Annotated in this window: 14 protein-coding genes; 7 read left to right on the top strand and 7 right to left on the bottom strand. The window is 44.1% G+C overall.

Features of this window, described 5'->3' with window-relative positions; genetic code table 11:
• Positions 1-58: 58 nt before the first annotated feature.
• Positions 59-970 carry an AraC family transcriptional regulator gene (locus HC965_RS04715; RefSeq protein WP_191030369.1) on the bottom strand — a complete coding sequence of 304 codons (912 nt, stop codon included), beginning with the start codon at positions 968-970 and terminating at the stop codon, positions 59-61.
• Positions 971-1,193: 223 nt separating this feature from the next.
• Here HC965_RS04715 and HC965_RS04720 point away from each other — a divergent pair, with 223 nt between their 5' ends.
• The 3 genes from HC965_RS04720 to HC965_RS04730 are packed head-to-tail and all read left to right on the top strand — an operon-like array spanning position 1,194 to position 6,870.
• Positions 1,194-2,300, top strand: a complete 1,107-nt coding sequence (locus HC965_RS04720) for an efflux RND transporter periplasmic adaptor subunit (protein WP_191030370.1) — start codon at positions 1,194-1,196, stop codon at positions 2,298-2,300.
• A 14-nt stretch (positions 2,301-2,314) separates the two neighbouring features.
• Positions 2,315-5,494, top strand: coding sequence for an efflux RND transporter permease subunit (locus HC965_RS04725; RefSeq protein WP_191030371.1), 3,180 nt, complete (start codon positions 2,315-2,317; stop codon positions 5,492-5,494).
• Positions 5,495-5,505: 11 nt separating this feature from the next.
• Positions 5,506-6,870 carry an efflux transporter outer membrane subunit gene (locus tag HC965_RS04730; RefSeq protein WP_191030372.1) on the top strand — a complete coding sequence of 455 codons (1,365 nt, stop codon included), beginning with the start codon at positions 5,506-5,508 and terminating at the stop codon, positions 6,868-6,870.
• A 187-nt stretch (positions 6,871-7,057) separates the two neighbouring features.
• Here HC965_RS04730 and HC965_RS04735 read toward each other — a convergent pair whose 3' ends face one another.
• The gene (locus HC965_RS04735) at positions 7,058-8,737 is read right to left on the bottom strand and encodes a SulP family inorganic anion transporter (protein ID WP_191030373.1); all 1,680 of its coding nucleotides are present in this window, start codon (positions 8,735-8,737) and stop codon (positions 7,058-7,060) included.
• 247 nt (positions 8,738-8,984) lie between these two features.
• On the opposite strand from HC965_RS04735, the gene rbr reads away from it, so the two are divergent.
• Positions 8,985-9,563 (top strand): rubrerythrin, encoded by a 579-nt coding sequence (rbr, locus tag HC965_RS04740; RefSeq protein ID WP_191030374.1) that lies wholly within the window; start codon positions 8,985-8,987, stop codon positions 9,561-9,563.
• A 58-nt stretch (positions 9,564-9,621) separates the two neighbouring features.
• Here rbr and HC965_RS04745 read toward each other — a convergent pair whose 3' ends face one another.
• Both HC965_RS04745 and nadB read right to left on the bottom strand, forming a co-directional pair.
• On the bottom strand, positions 9,622-9,897 hold the full coding sequence (locus HC965_RS04745) for a DUF4884 domain-containing protein (protein WP_191030375.1): 276 nt from the start codon (positions 9,895-9,897) through the stop codon (positions 9,622-9,624).
• 2 nt (positions 9,898-9,899) lie between these two features.
• On the bottom strand, positions 9,900-11,471 hold the full coding sequence (gene nadB / locus HC965_RS04750) for an L-aspartate oxidase (protein ID WP_191030376.1): 1,572 nt from the start codon (positions 11,469-11,471) through the stop codon (positions 9,900-9,902).
• 106 nt (positions 11,472-11,577) lie between these two features.
• Here nadB and HC965_RS04755 point away from each other — a divergent pair, with 106 nt between their 5' ends.
• The 3 genes from HC965_RS04755 to HC965_RS04765 all read left to right on the top strand — a co-directional run bounded on the left by HC965_RS04755 (position 11,578) and on the right by HC965_RS04765 (position 14,630).
• Positions 11,578-11,994, top strand: a complete 417-nt coding sequence (locus tag HC965_RS04755; RefSeq protein WP_191030377.1) for a PH domain-containing protein — start codon at positions 11,578-11,580, stop codon at positions 11,992-11,994.
• 28 nt (positions 11,995-12,022) lie between these two features.
• The gene (gene lpdA, locus HC965_RS04760; protein WP_191030378.1) at positions 12,023-13,366 is read left to right on the top strand and encodes a dihydrolipoyl dehydrogenase; all 1,344 of its coding nucleotides are present in this window, start codon (positions 12,023-12,025) and stop codon (positions 13,364-13,366) included.
• Positions 13,367-13,430: 64 nt separating this feature from the next.
• Positions 13,431-14,630: a TlpA disulfide reductase family protein gene (locus HC965_RS04765; protein WP_191030379.1), complete on the top strand. Its 1,200-nt coding sequence runs from the start codon at positions 13,431-13,433 to the stop codon at positions 14,628-14,630.
• 265 nt (positions 14,631-14,895) lie between these two features.
• On the opposite strand, the gene HC965_RS04770 is transcribed toward HC965_RS04765, so the two are convergent.
• From HC965_RS04770 to HC965_RS04780, 3 genes are read right to left on the bottom strand one after another with little or no spacing between them, the layout of a single operon-like run.
• Positions 14,896-17,412, bottom strand: coding sequence for a M60 family metallopeptidase (locus tag HC965_RS04770; protein ID WP_223854705.1), 2,517 nt, complete (start codon positions 17,410-17,412; stop codon positions 14,896-14,898).
• 21 nt (positions 17,413-17,433) lie between these two features.
• Positions 17,434-19,974 (bottom strand): TlpA disulfide reductase family protein, encoded by a 2,541-nt coding sequence (locus tag HC965_RS04775; protein WP_191030380.1) that lies wholly within the window; start codon positions 19,972-19,974, stop codon positions 17,434-17,436.
• A complete protein-coding gene (locus HC965_RS04780) occupies positions 19,974-21,428 on the bottom strand; it encodes a RagB/SusD family nutrient uptake outer membrane protein (RefSeq protein ID WP_223854707.1) in 1,455 nt (484 codons plus the stop codon). The genes HC965_RS04775 and HC965_RS04780 overlap by 1 nt, the downstream gene beginning before the upstream one ends.
• Positions 21,429-21,450 lie beyond the last annotated feature (22 nt).

Consider the following 21,450-nt stretch of genomic DNA (forward strand, 5'->3'; position numbering starts at 1 on the left):
TAAAAGGAGCAAATAGAAGAAAAAGCGCATATTCAATTGCAAGAATATGCGCTTTTTCTCACTCCTCTTTCCTGCTTCGGTAACTGGCAGGTGATGTTCCCAAATATGCTTTTACATATTTCCCGAAAAAGGACTGGTTAGGGAAGTTGAACTCCTCTGCAATTTCTTTGATGGATTTGTCCGAATGCTTCAGCCGATATTTTATTTGTTCCATGGCGGTTTCATTAATCAAGTCTGACGGAGCCCTGCCACACGCTTGCTTAATAATTTTAGAGAAATGCTTCGGTGTATAGCACAGCTCATTGGCATAATAACTCACCGAGCGGTGTATCCCCTTGTCTTTTGATAATAGTTCCATGAATTTCCGTAGGGTATGATTCACCTGCTTGATATTTTCTTTCGAACGACCAGTCTTGTCCGAACATTCCATTTCCTTATGAAGTTGCCCCATCATCTCACAGAAGAGGGCGGAAAAGAGATGTTGCATCACTTCCCTGTGGTAACAATGAGGTTCATCATTTATCTTGGCTACAACCAAATCCCGGTAGAATTTGAAAACAGAATTGTCTTCATCGTCGCCTACGGACTTCACCGGATTATTGTGGATATGAACGGCCGTATTCCACGTTTCCTTTTCCATTTTAATGATACGTTGCAGAAAACGGGTGGAGAATCCGGCAAACCATACCTTATATTTAGGACTTAGCATCGTATGGCTGATAATGGTATTCGGAAGTCCGAGCAACAAGTCGCCTGCTTTCAACTGGTAAGTCCGGTAGTTGATATCCAGTTGGATGCACCCTTCTATGCAAACAGCGATGATGAAACATTCCAGTCTGACAATATCATTATTATCAGGAATTCCCTCTAAGCTGTTGATTACTGCAAAGTCATTATCTATATAATCCAGTGTATGCTGGCCGTCCTTAAAGTCTTTTATATCTATTGGCCTGATGTTCTCTTTTTCCATATCCTTTTCTTTTTTTCTTTTTGCAAAGTTGGTGAATAAAGCGGAAAACAGAATGTCCTGATTGCCTTGGAAATTGTCTGATATGTCGTTTATTGACAAATAGTTAGCTGTAAAAAACATAAAAGGCGAAAATAGGACAGTTATAGAGGGAAATTGGTCACTATTGCCTTGTTCTTTTCTCCTACTTTTGTCCAGGTTTTAATCAAAGAACAAAAGAGAAAGTATGATTACAGTAAGCAAAAAATGGATACGGCTGATAGGGATTGTCGGTTGTACAGTATGGATGGCATCTTGCAAGCAGGCATCGGATGCGGGAGTGAAATCTTCTTCTTATGCAGTAATGCAGATAGAAGCGGGGGACAAAGAATTTTCTTCTTCCTATTCGGCGAGCATACGTGGGCGGCAGGATATTGACATCTATCCGCAGGTGTCGGGAACGATTGAGAAACTCTGCGTGACCGAGGGACAGAAAGTGCGCCGGGGACAATTACTTTTCGTCATCGATCAGGTGCCTTACAAAGCTGCACTGAAAACCGCCACTGCCAATGTAGAAGCAGCACGTGCTGCGATGAGCACTGCCGAGTTGACTTACAAGAGCAACAAAGAACTGTATGCGCAGAAAGTAGTCTCCGAATTCAGCCTGAAAACAGCCGAGAATACCTATCTCACTGCCAAGGCGCAATTCTCGCAGGCGGAAGCTCAGGAAATCAATGCCCGCAACAATCTCTCTTATACTGAGGTGAAAAGTCCCAGTGACGGAGTAGTGGGTGCATTGCCTTATCGTGCAGGCGCATTGGTAGGTGCCAATATCCCCTACCCGCTTACCACAGTCAGTGACAACTCGGATATGTATGTCTATTTTTCCATGACGGAGAATCAGTTGCTTGCCCTTACCCGCGAGTACGGTGATATGGACGAAGCATTGAAGAACATGCCGGAAGTGGAATTGTACCTGAACGACAATTCTGTCTATGATAAGAAAGGTGTCATTGAATCCATCAGTGGAGTCATCGACCGCCAGACGGGTACTGTCGTAGCGCGTGTGGTGTTTCCCAACGAATCACGGTTGCTTCATAGCGGAGCATCGGGCACGGTAGTAGTGCCGAGTATCTATAAAGACTGCGTTGCCATTCCGCAAACGGCTACTGTGCGGATGCAGGACAAGACTATCGTATATAAGGTAGTGGACGGTAAAGCTGTCTCAACCCTGATAACCGTAGTCGGAATCAATGACGGACGCGAATATGTGGTATTGAGCGGACTGAAAGCCGGTGATGAAATTGTATCGGAAGGCGCCGGACTGGTACGCGAAGGCACGCAAGTTAAATAAGAAGGAGACTGATTATGAAAGGAAATATGTTTATTAAGAGGCCGGTGATGGCAATCTCCATCTCCGTGCTGATTCTGGCTATCGGGCTTATTTCACTCTTCACACTGCCCGTGGAGCAATATCCCGATATTGCGCCCCCGACGGTGTATGTGACTGCCAGCTATACCGGTGCTGATGCCGAAGCGGTGATGAACAGTGTCATCATGCCTCTGGAAGAAAGTATCAACGGTGTGGAAGACATGATGTATATCAGTTCGAGCGCTTCCAATGCAGGTTTGGCTATTATTCAGGTTTACTTCAAGCAGGGCACAGACCCCGATATGGCAGCAGTCAACGTGCAGAACCGCGTGGCTAAAGCTCAGGGATTACTTCCGGCTGAAGTGACGAAAGTCGGTGTAAGCACGATGAAGCGTCAGACCAGTTTCTTGCAGATTGGCGCTTTGGTCTGTACTGACGGTCGTTACGACCAGACTTTCCTGGCCAATTACCTCGACATCAACGTCATTCCCCAAATCAAACGTATCGAGGGAGTGGGAGATGTGATGGAGTTGGGTGATACCTATAGTATGCGTATCTGGCTGAAACCGGAACGGATGGCACAATACGGACTGGTGCCGTCGGACATAACCGGCGTATTGGGCGAGCAGAACATCGAAGCTCCTACCGGTGCGCTGGGTGAGAGTTCACAGAACGTTTTTCAGTTTACGATGAAATATCGCGGACGCCTGAAGAGCGTGGAAGAATTTCAGAATACCGTTGTCCGTTCGCGTGAAGACGGTTCGATACTCCGCTTGAAAGATGTGGCGGAAGTAGAGCTGGGCACTATGACTTATAGCTTCCGTAGTGAGATGGACAGTCAGCCTGCCGTTCTCTATATGATATTCCAGACAGCCGGTTCCAATGCTACTGCTGTCAATAAAGAAATTACCGCGCAGATAGAGCGGATGGAGAAAAATCTGCCGGAAGGAACGGAGTTTGTCACTATGATGAGCTCGAATGACTTCCTTTTCGCTTCCATACACAATGTGGTGGAGACGCTGATTATTGCTATCATTCTGGTCATCCTTGTGGTGTATTTCTTCTTGCAAGACCTAAAGAGTACCCTAATCCCTTCCATTTCCATTATTGTCTCATTGGTGGGTACGTTTGCCTGTCTGGTGGCTGCGGGATTCAGTCTGAACATTCTGACATTGTTTGCTTTGGTGCTTGCCATCGGTACGGTGGTGGATGACGCCATTGTGGTGGTAGAAGCGGTGCAGTCCAAGTTTGATGCCGGGTATAAATCGCCTTATCTTGCCACTAAGGATGCAATGGGTGATGTGACGATGGCTATCGTCTCCTGTACCTGCGTGTTTATGGCTGTGTTTATTCCCGTTACATTTATGGGAGGAACTTCGGGCGTGTTCTATACACAATTCGGTATCACGATGGCTACTGCGGTAGGTATTTCCATGATTTCGGCTTTGACGCTGTGTCCTGCTTTGTGTGCCATCATGATGCGTCCGTCGGACGGAACCAAGAGCACCAAGAGTATTAACGGACGGGTACGCGCGGCTTATAATGCTTCGTTCAATGCCGTACTGGGCAAATATAAGAGAGGTGTGCTGTTCTTCATCCGCCATCGTTGGATGGTATGGACTTCATTGGCGGTGGCCATTGCCCTGTTGATTTATCTGATGAGTACTACGAAGACAGGACTTGTGCCGCAGGAAGACCAGGGTGTCATCATGGTGAATGTCAGCATTTCACCGGGAAGTACACTTGAGGAAACGACGAAAGTGATGGACCGGTTGGAAAATATCATGAAAGATACGCCCGAAATAGAACACTATGCTCGCGTAGCAGGATATGGGCTTATATCCGGACAGGGAACTTCTTACGGTACGATTATTGTCCGCCTGAAAGACTGGAGCGAACGAAAAGGCAAGGAGCATAGCTCGGATGCCGTGGTTTCCCGTCTTAATGCGCAATTCCAGTCCATAAAAGAAGCACAGGTATTCAGCTTCCAGCCTGCCATGATTCCGGGTTACGGTATGGGTAACTCCCTTGAGTTGAACCTTCAGGATATGACGGGTGGAGATTTGGGTACGTTCTATGAAGCGGCTATCCAGTTCCTCGGTGCCCTGAACCAGCGTCCGGAAGTAGCGATGGCTTATACCTCTTATGCTATCAACTTCCCGCAAATATCCGTGGAAGTGGATGCAGCCAAATGCAAGCGTGCGGGTATTTCGCCAAGTGCGGTGCTCGATGTAGTAGGTAGTTATTGCGGTGGCGCGTATATTTCCAACTACAACCAGTATGGTAAAGTATATCGTGTGATGATGCAGGCTTCCCCTGAATATCGCTTGGATGAACAGTCACTGAACAATATGTTTGTGCGTAATGGTACGGAGATGGCTCCGGTAAGCCAGTTCGTGACGCTGAAACAAGTGCTGGGACCGGAAACGGCGAACCGTTTCAACCTTTACAGTACCATCACAGCCAATGTGAACCCTTCCGACGGTTACTCTTCCGGTGAGGTGCAGAAGGTGATTGAAGAAGTGGCCGCAGAATCTTTGCCGATAGGCTACGGATACGAATATGGTGGTATGGCACGCGAAGAAGCAAGTAGCGGTGGAGCACAGACAGTCTTTATCTATGCGGTCTGTATCTTCCTGGTCTATCTGATTCTGGCTTGTCTTTACGAAAGTTTCCTTGTTCCGTTTGCCGTTATTTTCTCCGTGCCGTTCGGACTGATGGGTTCGTTCCTTTTCGCCAGATTGTTCGGATTGGAGAATAATATCTACCTGCAGACAGGGGTGATTATGTTGATTGGTCTGCTGGCTAAGACAGCCATTCTGATTACGGAGTACGCCATAGAGCGCCGACGTAAAGGAATGGGGATTGTGGAATCTGCCTACTCTGCCGCACAAGTCCGCCTGCGTCCTATCCTCATGACGGTACTGACGATGATTTTCGGTATGCTTCCGCTGATGTTCTCTTCCGGTGCAGGTGCCAATGGTAACAGTTCACTGGGTACGGGTGTGGTAGGCGGTATGGCTGTCGGGACACTGGCGTTGCTCTTTGTCGTTCCGGTTTTCTACATCATCTTTGAGTTTTTGCAGGAGAAAATCCGAAAACCGATGGAGGAAGAAGCAGACGTACAGGTGCTTTTAGAGAAAGAAAAGAGTGAAGTTGAACGCGAACGTAATTAAATGAAGAAAGAATGAAGAAGAATATCATTATATTAGTTGCCATCAGTCTGTCATTGAGCGGTTGCGGCATCTATACCAAATACAAACCCGCCACTGTCGTTCCCGACCATCTTTATGGAGAGGAAGTAGTGGCCGAAGACACTGCCAGTCTGGGTAATATGGATTGGCAGGAACTCTTCACCGACCCTTATTTGCAGTCCCTCATCGAAGTGGGATTGAAGACCAATACCGACTATCAGACCGCCCAGCTTCGTGTGGAACAAGCACAGGCGGCACTGATGTCTGCCAAACTAGCCTTTCTGCCTGCTTTTGCCCTTTCCCCACAGGGAACGGTGAGCAGCTTCGATACGCACAAAGCTACACAGGCTTACTCATTACCCGTTACTGCCAGTTGGGAACTGGACGTATTCGGACGTATGCGCAATTCCAAGAAACAGGCGAAAGCTGTTTATGCTCAAAGCGAGGATTACCGTCAGGCTGTCCGTACACAGTTGATAGCAGGTATAGCCAATACTTATTATACCTTGCTGATGCTGGATGAACAACTCGACCTTTCCCGTCAGACGGAAGCGGCATGGAAAGAAACCGTGGCATCCACCCGTGCACTGATGAATGCCGGACTGGCAAATGAATCCGCTGTGTCACAGATGGAAGCTGCTTATTATCAGGTGCAGGGCTCTGTGCTCGATTTGCAGCAGCAGATTAGCCAGGTAGAGAATAGCCTTGCCTTATTGTTGGCGGAGACACCCCGCAGCTATGAACGCGGTACACTGTCAAAGCAGCAGTTTCCTACGGAACTTTCGATAGGGATTCCTGTCCGGATGCTTTCTTCCCGTCCCGATGTCCGTTCGGCAGAGCGGACACTGGAAGCAGCGTTCTATGGCACCAATGCGGCACGTTCGGCTTTCTATCCTTCCATCACTTTAAGCGGAAGTGCCGGATGGACGAACTCTGCCGGGTCACTGATTCTCAATCCGGGTAAGTTTTTGGCATCGGCGGTAGGCTCGCTCACACAGCCGCTCTTTAATAAAGGACAGGTGGTGGCACAATACCGTATTGCCCGTGCGCAGCAGGAAGAAGCTGTTCTCGGTTTTCAGCAGACATTGCTCAATGCCGGCAGCGAAGTGAACGATGCTTTGATTGCCTGTCAGACCAGTCAGGGGAAAAGGCTTTTGCTGGACAAACAGATTACTTCCCTGCAAACAGCTTTACAAAGTACTTCACTATTGATGGAGCATAGTAATGCTACCTATCTGGAAGTGCTTACCGCCCGCCAGTCATTGCTTAGCGCGCAATTGTCTCAGACGGCCAATCATTTTACAGAAATACAAAGCTTAATTAACCTATACCGAGCTTTAGGAGGAGGTCAGGAATAAATGATATCATACTTTCTCTGTTTTTTAAACTGAAGAAAGAAGGGCTGCCGGAGAAGTGATTCTGTGGCAGCCCGCTTTGTAAGTTCGTCTTATATGATATAGTGAGTATCATCCGTATATTTCGGGAATGAAAGAGGACGCAGGAAATACGAAAGCATTGCGCACCTCTTTCTTTCTTTTATCGTTTTTATTCTATAATTTCCTTTGCTCTATCCAACGCCACATTAATATTCGGGCAAATATTCTCTTTACCCAATAATTCATAGAAACCGGATTTCTCCAATACTTTATGTACATTGGCATTGACTCCGGAAAGGATAACCGTAATCTTGTCCTTCTGTGACATTTCACAAAGATTAGTCAGGTTATGGATACCCGTAGAGTCGATAAACGGAACTTTACGCATACGAACGATACGTACTTGGGGATTATCTCCCAGTTGTGCCATCGTTTCCTCAAACTTCGTGGCGATACCAAAGAAGTAAGGGCCATTGATTTCATATACTTCCACTCCTTTAGGCACTATGATATTTTCTTCGTGCACAGAGAGGTCTGATTCCTTATTCGGGTCTATTTCGTCTGTAATCACAGAAATTTCAGTAGTTTCCATGACACGCTTCATGAAGAGGATGCAGGCAATGATAAGCCCAATCTCGATAGCCACCGTCAAGTCGAAGATAACCGTGAGGAAGAAAGTAATCAGCAGTACGGTGACATCTGATTTCGGATTTTTCAGCAAAGCCTTGAATACACGCCATCCACTCATATTATAAGATACGATAACCAGCACTCCGGCAAGACACGCCATTGGGATATATTGTGCAAGCGGCATCAGGAAAAGCAGAATCAGAAGCAGTACGACTGCATGGATGATTCCGGCTATCGGTGTCTTGCCGCCGTTATTGATATTGGTCATGGTACGGGCGATGGCTCCGGTGGCAGGGATACCGCCAAACAAAGGAGCTACGATATTGGCTGCGCCCTGGGCTATTAATTCCGTATTGGAATCGTGACGGTCGCCAATCACACCATCGGCAACGGTAGCAGACAGCAGTGATTCGATAGCTCCCAGCACGGCAATCGTGACGGCTACGGGGAACAGGTTCTTGATAGCTTCCCAGTTCAAAGCCGGGACAACGGCATCGGGCAGTTCGGATTTAATCGTGAACCGGTCGCCAATCGTCGGGATGCAGTCGATGCCGCCATACGTTTTCATCAGGTAAACAGCCACTGTCACTACAACGATAGCAATCAGCGAGCCGGGAATTTTTTTGGAAAACTTGGGCGAAATAGCTATGATAATTATACTGACAATGCTTACGATGGTATTCCACCAGTTCACCGTATCGAAATGGCGGAAATAGATGAGCCATTTTCCTACAAAGTCGCCGGGAACCTTCTCACCCCCGAACGACAGACCGAAGATATCAGCAATCTGTGTAGTGAAGATGGTTACAGCGATACCGCTGGTGAACCCCACGATGATAGGATAAGGAATAAATTTGATAACGGCTCCGAGCTTGAATACTCCTAATAATATAAGGAGAACGCCTGCCATAAGCGTTGCTACAATCAGCCCGGCTTCGCCATATTGCTGGATAATGCCGTAGATGATGACGATAAATGCCCCCGTCGGGCCACCAATCTGTACTTTGCTTCCGCCCAGCAGAGAGATGATGAATCCGGCAATAATAGCGGTAATGATACCTTTTTCGGGCGATACACCCGAAGCAATACCAAAGGCAATGGCTAGCGGCAAGGCAACGATACCTACGATGATACCTGCCATCAAGTCTGCCATGAATGTTTCTTTCGAATAATTCTTTAAACAAGAAACCAGTTTGGGTTTAAATTCAAATAGCTTCATTATTATCAGTTGTTACGTGAATATCCGGCTTTTTTGTAAAGTCGAGGTTGCAAAATTATATAAAATAATCGAAAGAAGTGTGTTTTTCAGCATACTATTTGTCTGTTGATAGGTTTTATCAATGAGCTGATAGTTTTTATTAATGAAGAAAATGTAGCTTATTACGAACAATTCGCTTATATTTGTGTTATAAATAGTACGACAAGTTACGTATGGTAATCAACCAATTTAAAATATAAAAAGAATTATGGCTAAGAGTATTAAAGGAACCCAGACAGAGAAGAATCTGTTAACTTCATTCGCAGGAGAATCACAGGCAAGAATGCGTTACACTTACTTTGCTAGTGTGGCTAAAAAAGAAGGTTACGAACAAATTTCCGCCATTTTCACAGAAACGGCTGACCAGGAAAAGGAACATGCAAAACGTATGTTTAAGTTCCTCGAAGGCGGTATGGTAGAAATTACTGCCAGCTATCCGGCAGGTGTAATCGGTACTACACTCGAAAATCTTCGCGCTGCCGCTGCCGGCGAACACGAAGAATGGTCACTGGATTATCCTCATTTTGCTGATGTAGCAGAACAGGAAGGTTTCCCAATGATTGCTGCTATGTACCGCAATATCGCAATCGCTGAAAAAGGTCACGAAGAAAGATACCTCGCTTTCGTGAACAACATCGAAAATATGACTGTATTCGCTAAAGAAGGCGAAGTGGTATGGCAATGCCGTAACTGCGGTTATATCGCTGTAGGTAAGGAAGCTCCTGAAGTTTGTCCGGCATGTCTGCATCCGCAAGCATACTTCGAAGTGAAGAAAGAAAACTATTAATCCAGAGATTAATCAGATAAAGAAAATGCCGCTTGCAATCATTTGCAAGCGGCATTTTTTATTTGTTTCGCAGGCTGTCTTTATAAATAGTAATCGTCCGCTGCCTTGCCGAATCGTTTTTGATACTGGTTACATCTCCCCGGGTGGTGAAATATACATAGTTTCCCATATCAAGAAAACGGTAGACTTTCACTCCGTCATGCTCAAACAGATAACTTACCTCGTAGGTTCTGTTGTTCTCCGATTTCCCGCTTTTTAGCGGAATACCTGCATAACAAGAAGCTAATCCTATGATGCAGAATAAAGAAATGAAGAGTTGGGCAAATGTTTTCATGACTATTTCTTTGCGTGAGGATAATCAATCGTATAATGCAATCCGCGGCTTTCCTTACGTTCCATTGCCTGACGCATAATCAGATAGCCGACATTGACCATATTACGCAATTCGCAGATTTCTTTGGAAGCTACACTGCGTTTAAACAGGCTTTCAGTCTCTTCGTAGATAATATCCAGTCTGTCCCAGGCACGTTTCAGACGGAGGTCGCTGCGGACAATACCCACATAGCTACTCATAATCTGATTCACTTCCTTCATGCTCTGTGTAATAAGTATCATTTCTTCCGGAGAACGAGTCCCTTCGTCATTCCATTCGGGAATATCTTCGTTGTAGGTATATTGTTCAACGGTTTCCAAACAATGCTTGGCGGCAGCATCGGCATAGACCACTGCTTCAATCAATGAGTTTGAAGCCAGGCGGTTACCACCGTGCAGTCCGGTGCAAGAGCACTCTCCTACTGCGTAAAGGCGTTCGATGGACGACTGTCCGTTTCCGTCTACAAGGATACCGCCACAAAGATAGTGGGCAGCCGGAGCTACCGGGATATATTCTTTGGTGATGTCTATACCCAGACTAAGGCATTTCTCATAGATATTCGGGAAATGTTTCTTTGTTTCTTCCGGGTCTTTGTGGGTAACGTCCAGATATACATGGTCGTCTCCACGGTTCTTCATTTCATTGTCAATGGCACGTGCTACGATGTCACGCGGAGCGAGTGAAAGGCGCGGGTCGTATTTCTGCATGAACTCCTTGCCGTCCATGGTTCGGAGTACGCCGCCGTAACCGCGCATCGCTTCCGTTATCAGGAAAGAAGGGCGGTCGCCCGGATGATACAGTGCGGTAGGGTGGAACTGGACAAACTCCATATCCTTCACAGTACCTTTGGCACGGTAAACCATGGCGATACCATCTCCCGTAGCTACTAACGGATTGGTAGTCGTTTGATAGACAGCTCCTACTCCACCGGTGGCCATCAGAGTCACTTTAGCGAGATAGGTATCTACCTTTCCGGTTTTCGGGTCGAGGATATAAGCACCATAACATTTGATGTCCGGTGTCTGACGGGTAACGGTTACCCCCAAATGATGTTGTGTAAGGATTTCAACGGCAAACTGGTTTTCAATCACCGTGATATTGGGATGCCGTTGTACGGCTTTAATCAGGCTGTCCTGGATTTCTGCTCCCGTATTGTCCTTGTGGTGAAGGATACGGAACTCGGAGTGTCCCCCTTCACGGTGCAGGTCAAATTCGCCTTTCTCGTTCTTGTCGAAGTCTACGCCCCACTTAATCAGTTCTTCAATTTGCGCAGGAGCTTCACGCACTACCTTCTCCACTGCGGCACGGTCACTAATCCAGTCTCCGGCAATCATCGTGTCTTCAATGTGTTTGTCGAAATTGTCTACCAGCAGGTTGGTGACGGACGCCACTCCACCTTGTGCGAAGTACGTATTGGCTTCTTCCAGCCCACTTTTACAGATAAGAGCAACTTTACCTTTGTGCGCCACTTTCAGCGCAAAACTCATACCGGCAATTCCGGAGCCGATGACGAGGAAATCGAATTTTCTTACCATAGTTTTGTTATTTCTCACCGCAAAGCTACAAAATAAGTTACTTCGTTGTACTTTTCGTTGTCACTAATTCATAAAATTGCTACCTTGCAGGCAAAAATCTGACAAAATGAATCGAATTTTCCATGCCCGTATTGCCTGGTACCAGTATTTCCTGCTGGTGGTGCTTACCGTGAATGTCGTCGGTGCCCTGTGGTGTAAATATATCTTGCCGGCAGTACTGCTGATGCTCATGCTAATTATTGTAATCGAACAGATTATCCATACGGTATATACTGTTACTCCCGATGGAATCCTGGAAATATCCACCGGACGCTTTATTCGTAAAAAAGTAATTCCTGTTTCCGAGATTACCGCTATAAAGAAATGCCATTCCATGAAGTTCGGCCGCTTCTCGGTGACCGAATATGTGTTGATAGAATACGGGAAAGGTAAATTTGTATCTGTGATGCCTGTCAAAGAACGGGAATTTGCCGAACTGCTCGAAAAGAGAATCAAGGCAATACACCTCGAAGAGAATAAATAACAACGAAAACACTAACTGATTACATACTATGAAATATCAAGTAATTATTATTGGCGGTGGCCCTGCAGGATATACAGCCGCCGAAACTGCCGGCAAAGCCGGTTTAAGCGTATTGCTTATCGAGAAAAACAATCTGGGTGGCGTATGCCTGAACGAAGGATGTATTCCGACAAAGACATTGCTATATTCGGCAAAGACTTATGATAGTGCCAGGCACGCATCGAAGTATGCCGTGAACATACCCGAAGTATCCTTCGATTTACCTAAAATTATAGCCCGCAAAAGTAAAGTAGTGCGCAAACTGGTATTGGGAGTGAAAGCCAAACTGACTTCCAACAATGTCACGATTCTATCGGGAGAAGCACAAATCATTGATAAAAATACAGTCCGTTGTGGCGAAGAAACCTATGAAGGTGAGAATCTGATACTTTGTACGGGCTCGGAAACCTTTATCCCGCCTATTCCGGGTGTGGACACAGTGAATTACTGGACGCACAGGGAAGCCCTGGATAACAAAGAACTGCCTGCATCTCTGGCTATCGTTGGCGGTGGAGTCATCGGAATGGAGTTTGCGTCTTTCTTCAATAGCTTGGGAGTACAGGTGACAGTCGTAGAAATGATGGATGAAATCCTCGGTGGAATGGATAAGGAACTCTCCGCTCTACTGCGTGCGGACTATACGAAACGGGGCATTAAATTCCTGTTGAGTACGAAAGTCGTTGGTTTGTCGCAAACAGAAGAAGGTGCTGTCGTCTCGTATGAAAATGCAGAGGGTAATGGTACGGTTGTAGCGGAAAAGTTACTGATGAGTGTCGGCCGTCGTCCGGTAACGAAAGGTTTCGGACTTGAAAATCTGAATTTGGAAAAGACAGAGCGCGGCGCTATCAAAGTAAACGGGAAAATGCAAACTTCTCTCCCCAATGTTTACGTTTGTGGTGACTTGACCGGATTCTCTCTGCTGGCTCATACGGCTGTCCGCGAAGCGGAAGTTGCCGTACATTCCATCCTCGGCAAAGAAGACGCGATGAGCTATCGTGCTATTCCGGGAGTTGTCTATACCAATCCGGAGATTGCCGGAGTGGGTGAAACGGAAGAATCAGCCTCAGCAAAAGGCATTGATTATAAAGTAGTAAAACTTCCTATGGCTTATTCCGGTCGCTTTGTGGCAGAGAATGAAGGAGTGAATGGCGTCTGCAAAGTACTGCTGGACGAGCAGGAAAGAGTAATTGGCGTGCATGTACTGGGCAATCCGGCTTCGGAGATCATTACGCTTGCAGGAACTGCCATTGAACTGGGACTGACCGCAGGGCAGTGGAAGAAGATTGTTTTCCCGCATCCTACGGTGGGAGAAATATTCAGGGAAGCGTTATAGACGGATTCGGATATTTGGTAGGTCATTCATTCATGATGATATCTTACTTATAAATAGAGCATATATGAAGAAATATATTATAACTCCGGTCTTATTGGTAATGGTTTGCGTTGTAATGTGTTATTGTACATCCAACCATAAGGCAGTTGCTGCAAACGAATATTTGATTCAGGGAGAATTGGCAAATCTTTCGGACAGTATAGTGATTGGTCTTTATGTAGATGAAGGGAATATTTTCAACTGTGTGGCGAGGGATACGCTCATTGATGGAAGGTTCTCTTTCCGGGATACGGTTTCCGCTACACGGAAGATGCTGATTATGTCTGATAACCGGGGATTTCCGGGTACATGGCTGGAAGTGTGGATAGCACCGGGCAAATCTATAGAAATCAAGGGACAGGATAAACTGTTGAAAACATGGGAAGTGATAAGCGATATCCCCGAACAGCAGGAAGAAAACCGCTTTACGGCTTGTGCAATGTCCCAACAGAAAGAACTGATGCAGCACGTGGCGGCAGAGTATGACTGGCAACGGATGATGTATATAGACCATGCGGGCGATCGGGAATTTGAGAAAAAGGGTTGGGTTAAGATAGATTCTATCCGAAAGCTGACAGACCCCTTGCAGAAAGAAATCTGGAAAAAGGAACTGGAATATATGCAAGAAGCTTCTATCGGCAGGGTATGGATAGATAAGTTACTGCTGTATGCGTCTATGATGAAATACGAAACCGTAATGCCTTATAAAGAAGAGGTGAAAAGCTTGTATGCCCGAATGTCTGAAGACGAGAAGCAGACAGGGGACGGACAGGAGATTACAGCGTATATTTATCCTCCTTCCGCTGTGGGAATAGGAGATATGATGGTTGATGGTGATTTGTATGATGTGAACGATTCGCTCCGCCATATTTCAGAGTTCAAGGGAAAATTCATTTTGCTTGATTTTTGGAGCAGTGGTTGTGGTCCTTGTGTGCAGTCGATACCGGAGATGGAGAAAGTCATAAATACATATAAGGATAAAATGACCGTGGTTAGTATCAGCGAAGACCCGAAAGCGCGTTGGAAAGAATATGTCAAGACGAAAGGGATGAGTGGCAACCAGTGGAATGAGCTTCGTAGAGGACGTATCGGTCTTGCTGTGAGTTATCAGGTGAAAGGAATCCCTCATTATGTACTGATTGCTCCCGATGGGAAAATCCGGGATATATGGTCGGGCTACGGCCCCGGTTCGCTTCTTGAACAGGTGGAAAAGCATCTGAAATAAAGGATAAAACTATTTTGCATAATATATTAATTATATAGTGAATAAGCTTTACCTAGTGTAATTTCGGTTGTTTTTTTCCTATTGTTATATACTATTGGTTTAGTATAATAAGATAAAAGCAACCATGTCTTTTGTGTATTATAAAAAATGTGTCAAAACTCCCTTTTTGACGAAATCATCCTCGGCACAGATAGTTGTAGCGAGGATGATTTTTAATTTATAAGGGTTTTGACACCTTCTTCTTTCTCTCTATACTTTCGGATAATTATTCTTCTTTCATTTCTATCCTTTTACCATCCGCTTGTACAGCATAGAACTTAATACCATCAACAAGTACAGTCTGTGGAAGCGTATAGGACAGGAAGTTGAAGAAATATAGTAACTCTCCGTTCTCGTTACCTTTACGCACTTCGAATGCTACGGCCTGTGTGCCGTTATTTACAGTAATTTTGCTTCCTGATAGTTTATAAGTGGGAGTACCTGTAATCTTCACATTGTCCTGGAACTGTGTATAATAGCCAACGTCACCCACTTTGTAATCTTCGATGCCTACATCACCGTTCTTACGGTCTTCTAGATAGTAGATAGGCGGTACTTTCTTAGAGAAAGTTGCCATATATACTTTTGCTTGGTCTATCATTCCTTGATTGACAATATACATATACTTGCCATAATCTTCGTAGTTCATAAGCATTACTTCTCTGAAGAATCCCCACCTCTCGAAGAACTCGGTCATATCCATATTTGCCACTTTGCAGACAGCTTTGGCATATTGTAATTGTGCAAGTCCTGGATTGTTGAAAGTGAGAGGGTTGGCACGTAATTCTTTGAAAAGTTCAGGAAAGAAGTTAGGCATATTTCCTAACCGATGGAAGTAATTCCATAATTGCCATTGCATACGCATATATAACTCTGAATATCCTAGCTCAACCCATGACCGCTTTAGTCCGTACGCATCAGCCAGTTTGCTGATTTCTAGTCCGCGTGAGCAATACTTGCCAAGTTTATATAGTACGTAGTTGGAGAATAGATTATTACTAGTTTCAGTACAACTCGGCCAGTTGATAGCTCCCTGATGAACATGCCCTATTTCATGTGCCGGTCCCCATACATTATCTTTTGCCGACATTACTTTTTCCGGTATCAAAATCTTATAAAGCGTACTTTTCGCGAAGGCAATCCGATAATCGTTTGCCCACATATAGCTGCCTTCCGGTGAGATGGCCATGAGATGATTGTTCATTTGACTGGGTTGGATATCTTCGATACCCATCAACTCTTGTTCCCATTTGATGATATTGCTCCAAAAGTCAATAGATGGTAAAATCTTGTGTGGCACTACTTCTTGAAGTTTATCAGTATGAAAATAGAACATGATTCTTTCTCCGCGTATACAGAAGTATTTGTGGGTTGCTTTTGATAATAGTTCAGCATATTTTTCATTTGTCTTGTGCTTTTCGGTGTCGAAATATCCTGTAACCTTTCCACTTCCCAGTGGTATATGGATTTTGATAGGCTGTGCGTCAGGAGAAAAGATATCGGCAGTGTATATCAGAAACAATTGTCCTGAACTTGTCATGACTAATTTATTGACACCTGGCTTTAGACTGAATGTATGTCCATGGGCGGCGGGTCGTTGGTATTCATGATCATCATTAGAACTGGTAGTTTCTTCATCGATACACTCAAGATATATAGATTGATTATGGGTGTCTCCGACTAAGACAATCAATTCATCGCCTTTCTCCACACTGATTCCTGTCGGATTGTCGAGATCGGTATATTTCTTTATTTTTAATTTGGTAGCCCATTCTTCATTATTGCTGTATGCTTTATATTCCTGAACACGAAACTCTTTTTCCCATTCACTGTATCGGTTGTTTTTTAAAGCATAAGCTATGCGCTTAAAATACTCAGCGGGTAATTCTTCAATGGCATCATCATTAATATCTGGTTTTAACTCTGAACAAGTTATATCTGCAAATACATTCAGTAATTGTTGTGTCAGTGTAATAGTCTTGGTACAGAATTCCATTTCACTACAGCCTGCCATATTGTTTTTTCCTTCCTGAACCTCAAACTTTATTTTGGTGGCTTTGATCCCCGTTGTGAAGTGAATAGTTGAACTCTCACTTTTCATTTCAAAGTTATATTCTCCTTTTAATGTATATTCAGGATTTTCAGCAGTGGCTGTATATAGCTTCAATTTGCCGAAATTTCCGGTAGAAGTGGGGGCATATATGATATAATCAATAACTTCGGTTCCTGAGAAAAAGTATTCCAGCGTTGCGGGAACAGTGTAGGTCATATAAGGTCTGGGGCTTCCATCCCATGTGCATTCAATAGTGTTACTTCCTGATGGGTTAGTTCCAATACCGCTTGTAGGCTTTACTCTGACATCCTTATCATCTGTTATTACTACATCATTCGGTCCATATTGGTTGATGGCCAATGTATATTCGGCCACAGGGGAAGTGACTTTAATTGCAGCCGTTCTCTTAGTTTTTCCGGGGTTGGCTTCGAATGACAATACAAGAGAGTTTCTTTTCTTGCCGTGCGTAATCCACGATTTATCATAGTCTACTTCCCAATCATTAATAGTCAGTGAACTATTGACGGGGATATAAACAGTTGTTGATTCTTTGTCTACGTCAACAACTAAATCTTTAGTTGCAATCTCAAAAATACCACTGGCAATATCATCTGATTTGCAGGAGGAAAAAACAATGCTATACATCACCAGACTAATGCATACTATCAATATATTCTTTATATTTATCATGACTTGAAAAATTATAGTGTTTTACAATAGTGTGTTTATCATCTCGCTCAATTCGCCTACCGCCTGTTCGTCAGAACCGGAGAAACCTACTAGTTTAAAGCGTATATTACCTTCTTTGTCAATAATATATTTTGCTGGAATGCCTTTTGCACCATAGCTTTCTATAACTCCGCATTTCTTACTCACCGGGTCTTTGAGATCGAACAATACATTGAAGTCATAATTATGCTCCTCTATGAATTTCTTTACTTGCGGTAGAGGATTCTTGGAGTTTTCCCATGTATTGATAAACAGGAAGACCACGTTTTTATTGTTCTTATATTTATTAGCTGCTTTCTGCATGGCAGGGAACGAGCTTTTGCAAGGACCACACCAGGTTGCCCAAAAGTCGAGTATTACCACTTTTCCTTTTAGTGCAGCCAATGATACTTCTTTGCCTTCTATGTTTTTCAAAGTGAATGCAGGGGCGGGTTCATTGACAATCCGATTCAGAACCTCTTCCTTTTGCTTGTTGGCTGATTCTTTTAGGAGTCCGTTCAGGTATTTGTCAAATCCCTTATCTGAACCGTTCTTGTGTACATATGCTTCTTTAAGTTGGACTTTCATGGTTTCCGTACTCATACCATGTCTGAAGATATCTTCCAGTACTGGGAATGCCTTGCTATATTCTTTCTTGTTTATTTGGACAGCTATATAACTTTTTCTAAGTTCGAAATCGGCCTTCTCGCCATTGGCGTAAGCCAGTTCCACCCATTTTTCGGCTTCTGAGGGTTTATTTTGGGCAACGAGTAGATTACCATAGGTACCGGTGATGACAGGAAGTTTTTCGTTTTCTTCTGCATCTTGTGGATTTTCTTTTTGAGCTTGGAGAGTTGTCTCGGCAGCTTCCTCAAGAAGAGGGGCAGCTCTGTCAAGAACACCATTTTCAACGTATTTGACACCAGTGATATATATCAAGTCCCGACGAAATCTTGATGGAGAAATCATGTTTATATATTTGTCTGCCTGCTCATATTTCTTTTCTCCGGCATAAGCCTGTATGACCTGATATATCATCATATTCAGCATGGATGAGACTTCCGTTACTTTTTTGAATCTAGCGAGTGCGTCTTTCAATATGATGTCTTTTTGTTCTGCGGTTTCAGTTTGCATCATTTTCATCATCATTTTCTGTATTTCCTGTTTGGCATTGCCGGTACCAGTTAATGTTTCCACAGTCAGTTTCAGTTTAGGGTCAGAAGGGCGCAATGCATTTGAATCATATACTTTTCCTTGCTGGTCGATGATAATTATACGTGGTACGGAACGGATGCCAAACTTTAGCGCCAGTGGTGATTTGAATCCGCCGGGAACATTGAGATTGAGCACTACGCCTTTTTTCTCCTTTGTCATTTCTTTCCATGCCGACAGTAGCTGATTGCCTGTGTCTAATGACATGGAGATAAACTGGACAGGCGCGTCTTTCATGCTTTCAGCAATACTTTCCATATATGGCATTTCCATTTTGCAGGGAACGCAACCGGTAAACCAGAAGTCGAGTACAATCACTTTGCCTGCAAAGTCAGACAATTTATATTCTTTGCCATTTACATCGACTGCTGTAAAGTCCGGTGCGGGCATACCCCGTAGAATCTCTTTGTTAGTTTCTTTCAGGATAGCGTATTTGGCTTCCAGTCCTTTCAATGCTGCCTGATCCTTCTCACCGGTGATTTTATTGCGAATACTTTCTACATAGGCGGGGAAATTGTCTGAATACCCTTTCTTCAATGTTAGGTCGAGTAGTTGCACCAGAAAGGTGGAACGTACTTTTTCGTTTTCAATTCTTCCGGCATATATCTGCATGAACTGGTCTTTATCCACAGGGATAATTCCTCTTTTTTCCATTTCACCAAGAGCGTTCGACATGGTTTCGAACCATTTAGGGATAGAAAGTATATCGGGGCTGTCAAACCGTACAGTCTTTAGGAAATCATAATAGCTATCAGGTAATTTCAGTTCTTTCTTCATAAATGCGGCCATGAGAGGAGCGTTCAGTTGCTGGGTATAATAACCGAATTGGTAGTATAGTTTGTGCATTTTTACAAAATCCTCAGAGAAGCCACCCTGTGCTAACTTGTTGCAGAGGTTATTCAATTCTTCTTTGCAATCTTTCTGCCATTGGGGTGTGTACATTTCCACTCTCGCTTTGGGATAACCAAAGAAACGGTTTGTGTTAATGAAGGTGTTGATTGAAGCATTGTCTCCCTCAATGGATATTCCATCTGTGTTTTCTATAATATTGGTTTTTGAACCGGGAGTCAGATAAACGGTGTAGTTTCTCATTGCTTCGTTCATATATTGATAATAAGCAGGAGATTGCAGGTCAATACTGAGAGTCTTTTGACCTTGGGCATCAAGACTGAGAAGGTCGTATCCGTTAATACCTTCCTGTTGAAAATAGCACTTTTTACCTGTTTTGTTAATAATGGTTACTTGCGCAGCTTTACTCTGGAAAGCTTTGCTTTCTGCCTGCTGACTGAATACAGTCAGCAGCAGGACTATAAATAGGGTAAACTGTTTCATTATTTAGAGTTCTGTATTAAGTTGGTTGTTTGTATGGCTTTTACAGGGAACGGGAAAGTCAGCAAGTGAGAATCTGGTTTCAATGTATAAGTATGCGTCTCACCATTGGTATCAGTGTATGTTTTAGTCAGTGTCTCGTCGAATTCTGTACAGAAACGGCGCATATCAAAGAAGCAGTTGTAGCTGCTGAAAAGTTCATGTACTCTTTCTTCCCTGACATACTTTAGTGCTTCATCCTTGTTATTGTTAACATCGGCAGATACAAGATCTTTATAATATCTGGTATCAAAACGCGTTTTTCGCAAGTCGTTCAGATATTTCAAGGTGAGTTCTATATTGCCTTGGCGTGCATAACATTCGGCAATTATCAGATAAATCTCAGACAGGCGAATACCACTCGTATTAAGCAGGGTGGTGGTAGAGTGCATGAAGTATAGGCATCCGGGTTCCGCCGTCGGGCGGGCCGGCATCTCAGGCATACAAATAACGTTGTATCTTAAGTCTGCTTGTGCATCAAAAGAGTCTCTGATGTATTTACGTAAGGCAACAGGACCTCCGGCTGTCCTACTTGGACAATAGAGCAGGTTTTCCGGATGAGAATATTTGTGTCCGTTCAACATCAATACCATATTACGGAACATCTGATATTTCGTTGCGTCAGGAAGAACTGCAAATTGCGGATTTTGAGCCAAGTATGCGGCCAGTTCCCCGCTCAAGTCCCATAATTCGTGATTGGGAAATTTGAGAACTTCCAACGCGTCATTTAATGCGTCCTCTATATTTCTCATATAGAGATGTACCTTTGCTCTCAAAGCATAGCCAAAGGCTTTATCCGAATGGTAGGCGTTGACAGATTTCTCCGGAAGATCAGGGAGCGCTTCGTTGATATCTTGAAGAATAGACGCATAAGTTTCAGCGACACTGTATTGCTTGCCTTCTGATTCAAGTTCGAACTTTTTACGAACAATGATTCCATGGTCTGTATCAGCGGTTGACGGATTATAAGGCTTTGCGAATGTGTTTATCAAGAAGAAGTAATTATAAGCTCTCATAGCTTTTGCTTGTGCTATTCCCATTTTTTTCTCGCTTTCCGGTCCTTCTGCATCTCCTATGTTGTCAATCAAGATGTTATAACGGGCAATCCGTGAATAACATTTATTGTATAATAACGAGCAAGCTTCACCATCCGTAATATTACTTGCACGGTCATACTCTTCATCCCAAAAAAAACAGGAAGAATATATAGGATATTTGTAGCCCTCAAGTTCAGCCATATTACCTGTTGTTTGTTCATTGGCTACGTAGCAGAAATTATCATGTACGTATTCGGCATCTACCGGCTCCAATAAGCCGAGATAGTCTTCTACCGTATTCAGTACTGCTTTTCCTTTAGGTTCTATGTCCAGATAATTGTCGCATGCCGAAAGGCTGGCAGCGACGCAAATACATGCCATTATGATATTTTTTTGCATCATT

Origin of the sequence: Bacteroides sp. GM023 (assembly GCF_014750685.1) — a bacterium.
Taxonomy (GTDB): Bacteria; Bacteroidota; Bacteroidia; order Bacteroidales; family Bacteroidaceae; genus Bacteroides.

Coding starts and splice junctions, on each gene's coding strand:
- HC965_RS04770 (WP_223854705.1), bottom strand. CDS start 17,412: ATGATAAATATAAAGAATATATTGATAGTATGCATTAGTCTGGTGATG.
- HC965_RS04730 (WP_191030372.1), top strand. CDS start 5,506: ATGAAGAAGAATATCATTATATTAGTTGCCATCAGTCTGTCATTGAGC.
- HC965_RS04755 (WP_191030377.1), top strand. CDS start 11,578: ATGAATCGAATTTTCCATGCCCGTATTGCCTGGTACCAGTATTTCCTG.
- nadB (WP_191030376.1), bottom strand. CDS start 11,471: ATGGTAAGAAAATTCGATTTCCTCGTCATCGGCTCCGGAATTGCCGGT.
- HC965_RS04775 (WP_191030380.1), bottom strand. CDS start 19,974: ATGAAACAGTTTACCCTATTTATAGTCCTGCTGCTGACTGTATTCAGT.
- rbr (WP_191030374.1), top strand. CDS start 8,985: ATGGCTAAGAGTATTAAAGGAACCCAGACAGAGAAGAATCTGTTAACT.
- HC965_RS04725 (WP_191030371.1), top strand. CDS start 2,315: ATGAAAGGAAATATGTTTATTAAGAGGCCGGTGATGGCAATCTCCATC.
- lpdA (WP_191030378.1), top strand. CDS start 12,023: ATGAAATATCAAGTAATTATTATTGGCGGTGGCCCTGCAGGATATACA.
- HC965_RS04715 (WP_191030369.1), bottom strand. CDS start 970: ATGGAAAAAGAGAACATCAGGCCAATAGATATAAAAGACTTTAAGGAC.
- HC965_RS04765 (WP_191030379.1), top strand. CDS start 13,431: ATGAAGAAATATATTATAACTCCGGTCTTATTGGTAATGGTTTGCGTT.
- HC965_RS04720 (WP_191030370.1), top strand. CDS start 1,194: ATGATTACAGTAAGCAAAAAATGGATACGGCTGATAGGGATTGTCGGT.
- HC965_RS04780 (WP_223854707.1), bottom strand. CDS start 21,428: ATGGCATGTATTTGCGTCGCTGCCAGCCTTTCGGCATGCGACAATTAT.
- HC965_RS04735 (WP_191030373.1), bottom strand. CDS start 8,737: ATGAAGCTATTTGAATTTAAACCCAAACTGGTTTCTTGTTTAAAGAAT.
- HC965_RS04745 (WP_191030375.1), bottom strand. CDS start 9,897: ATGAAAACATTTGCCCAACTCTTCATTTCTTTATTCTGCATCATAGGA.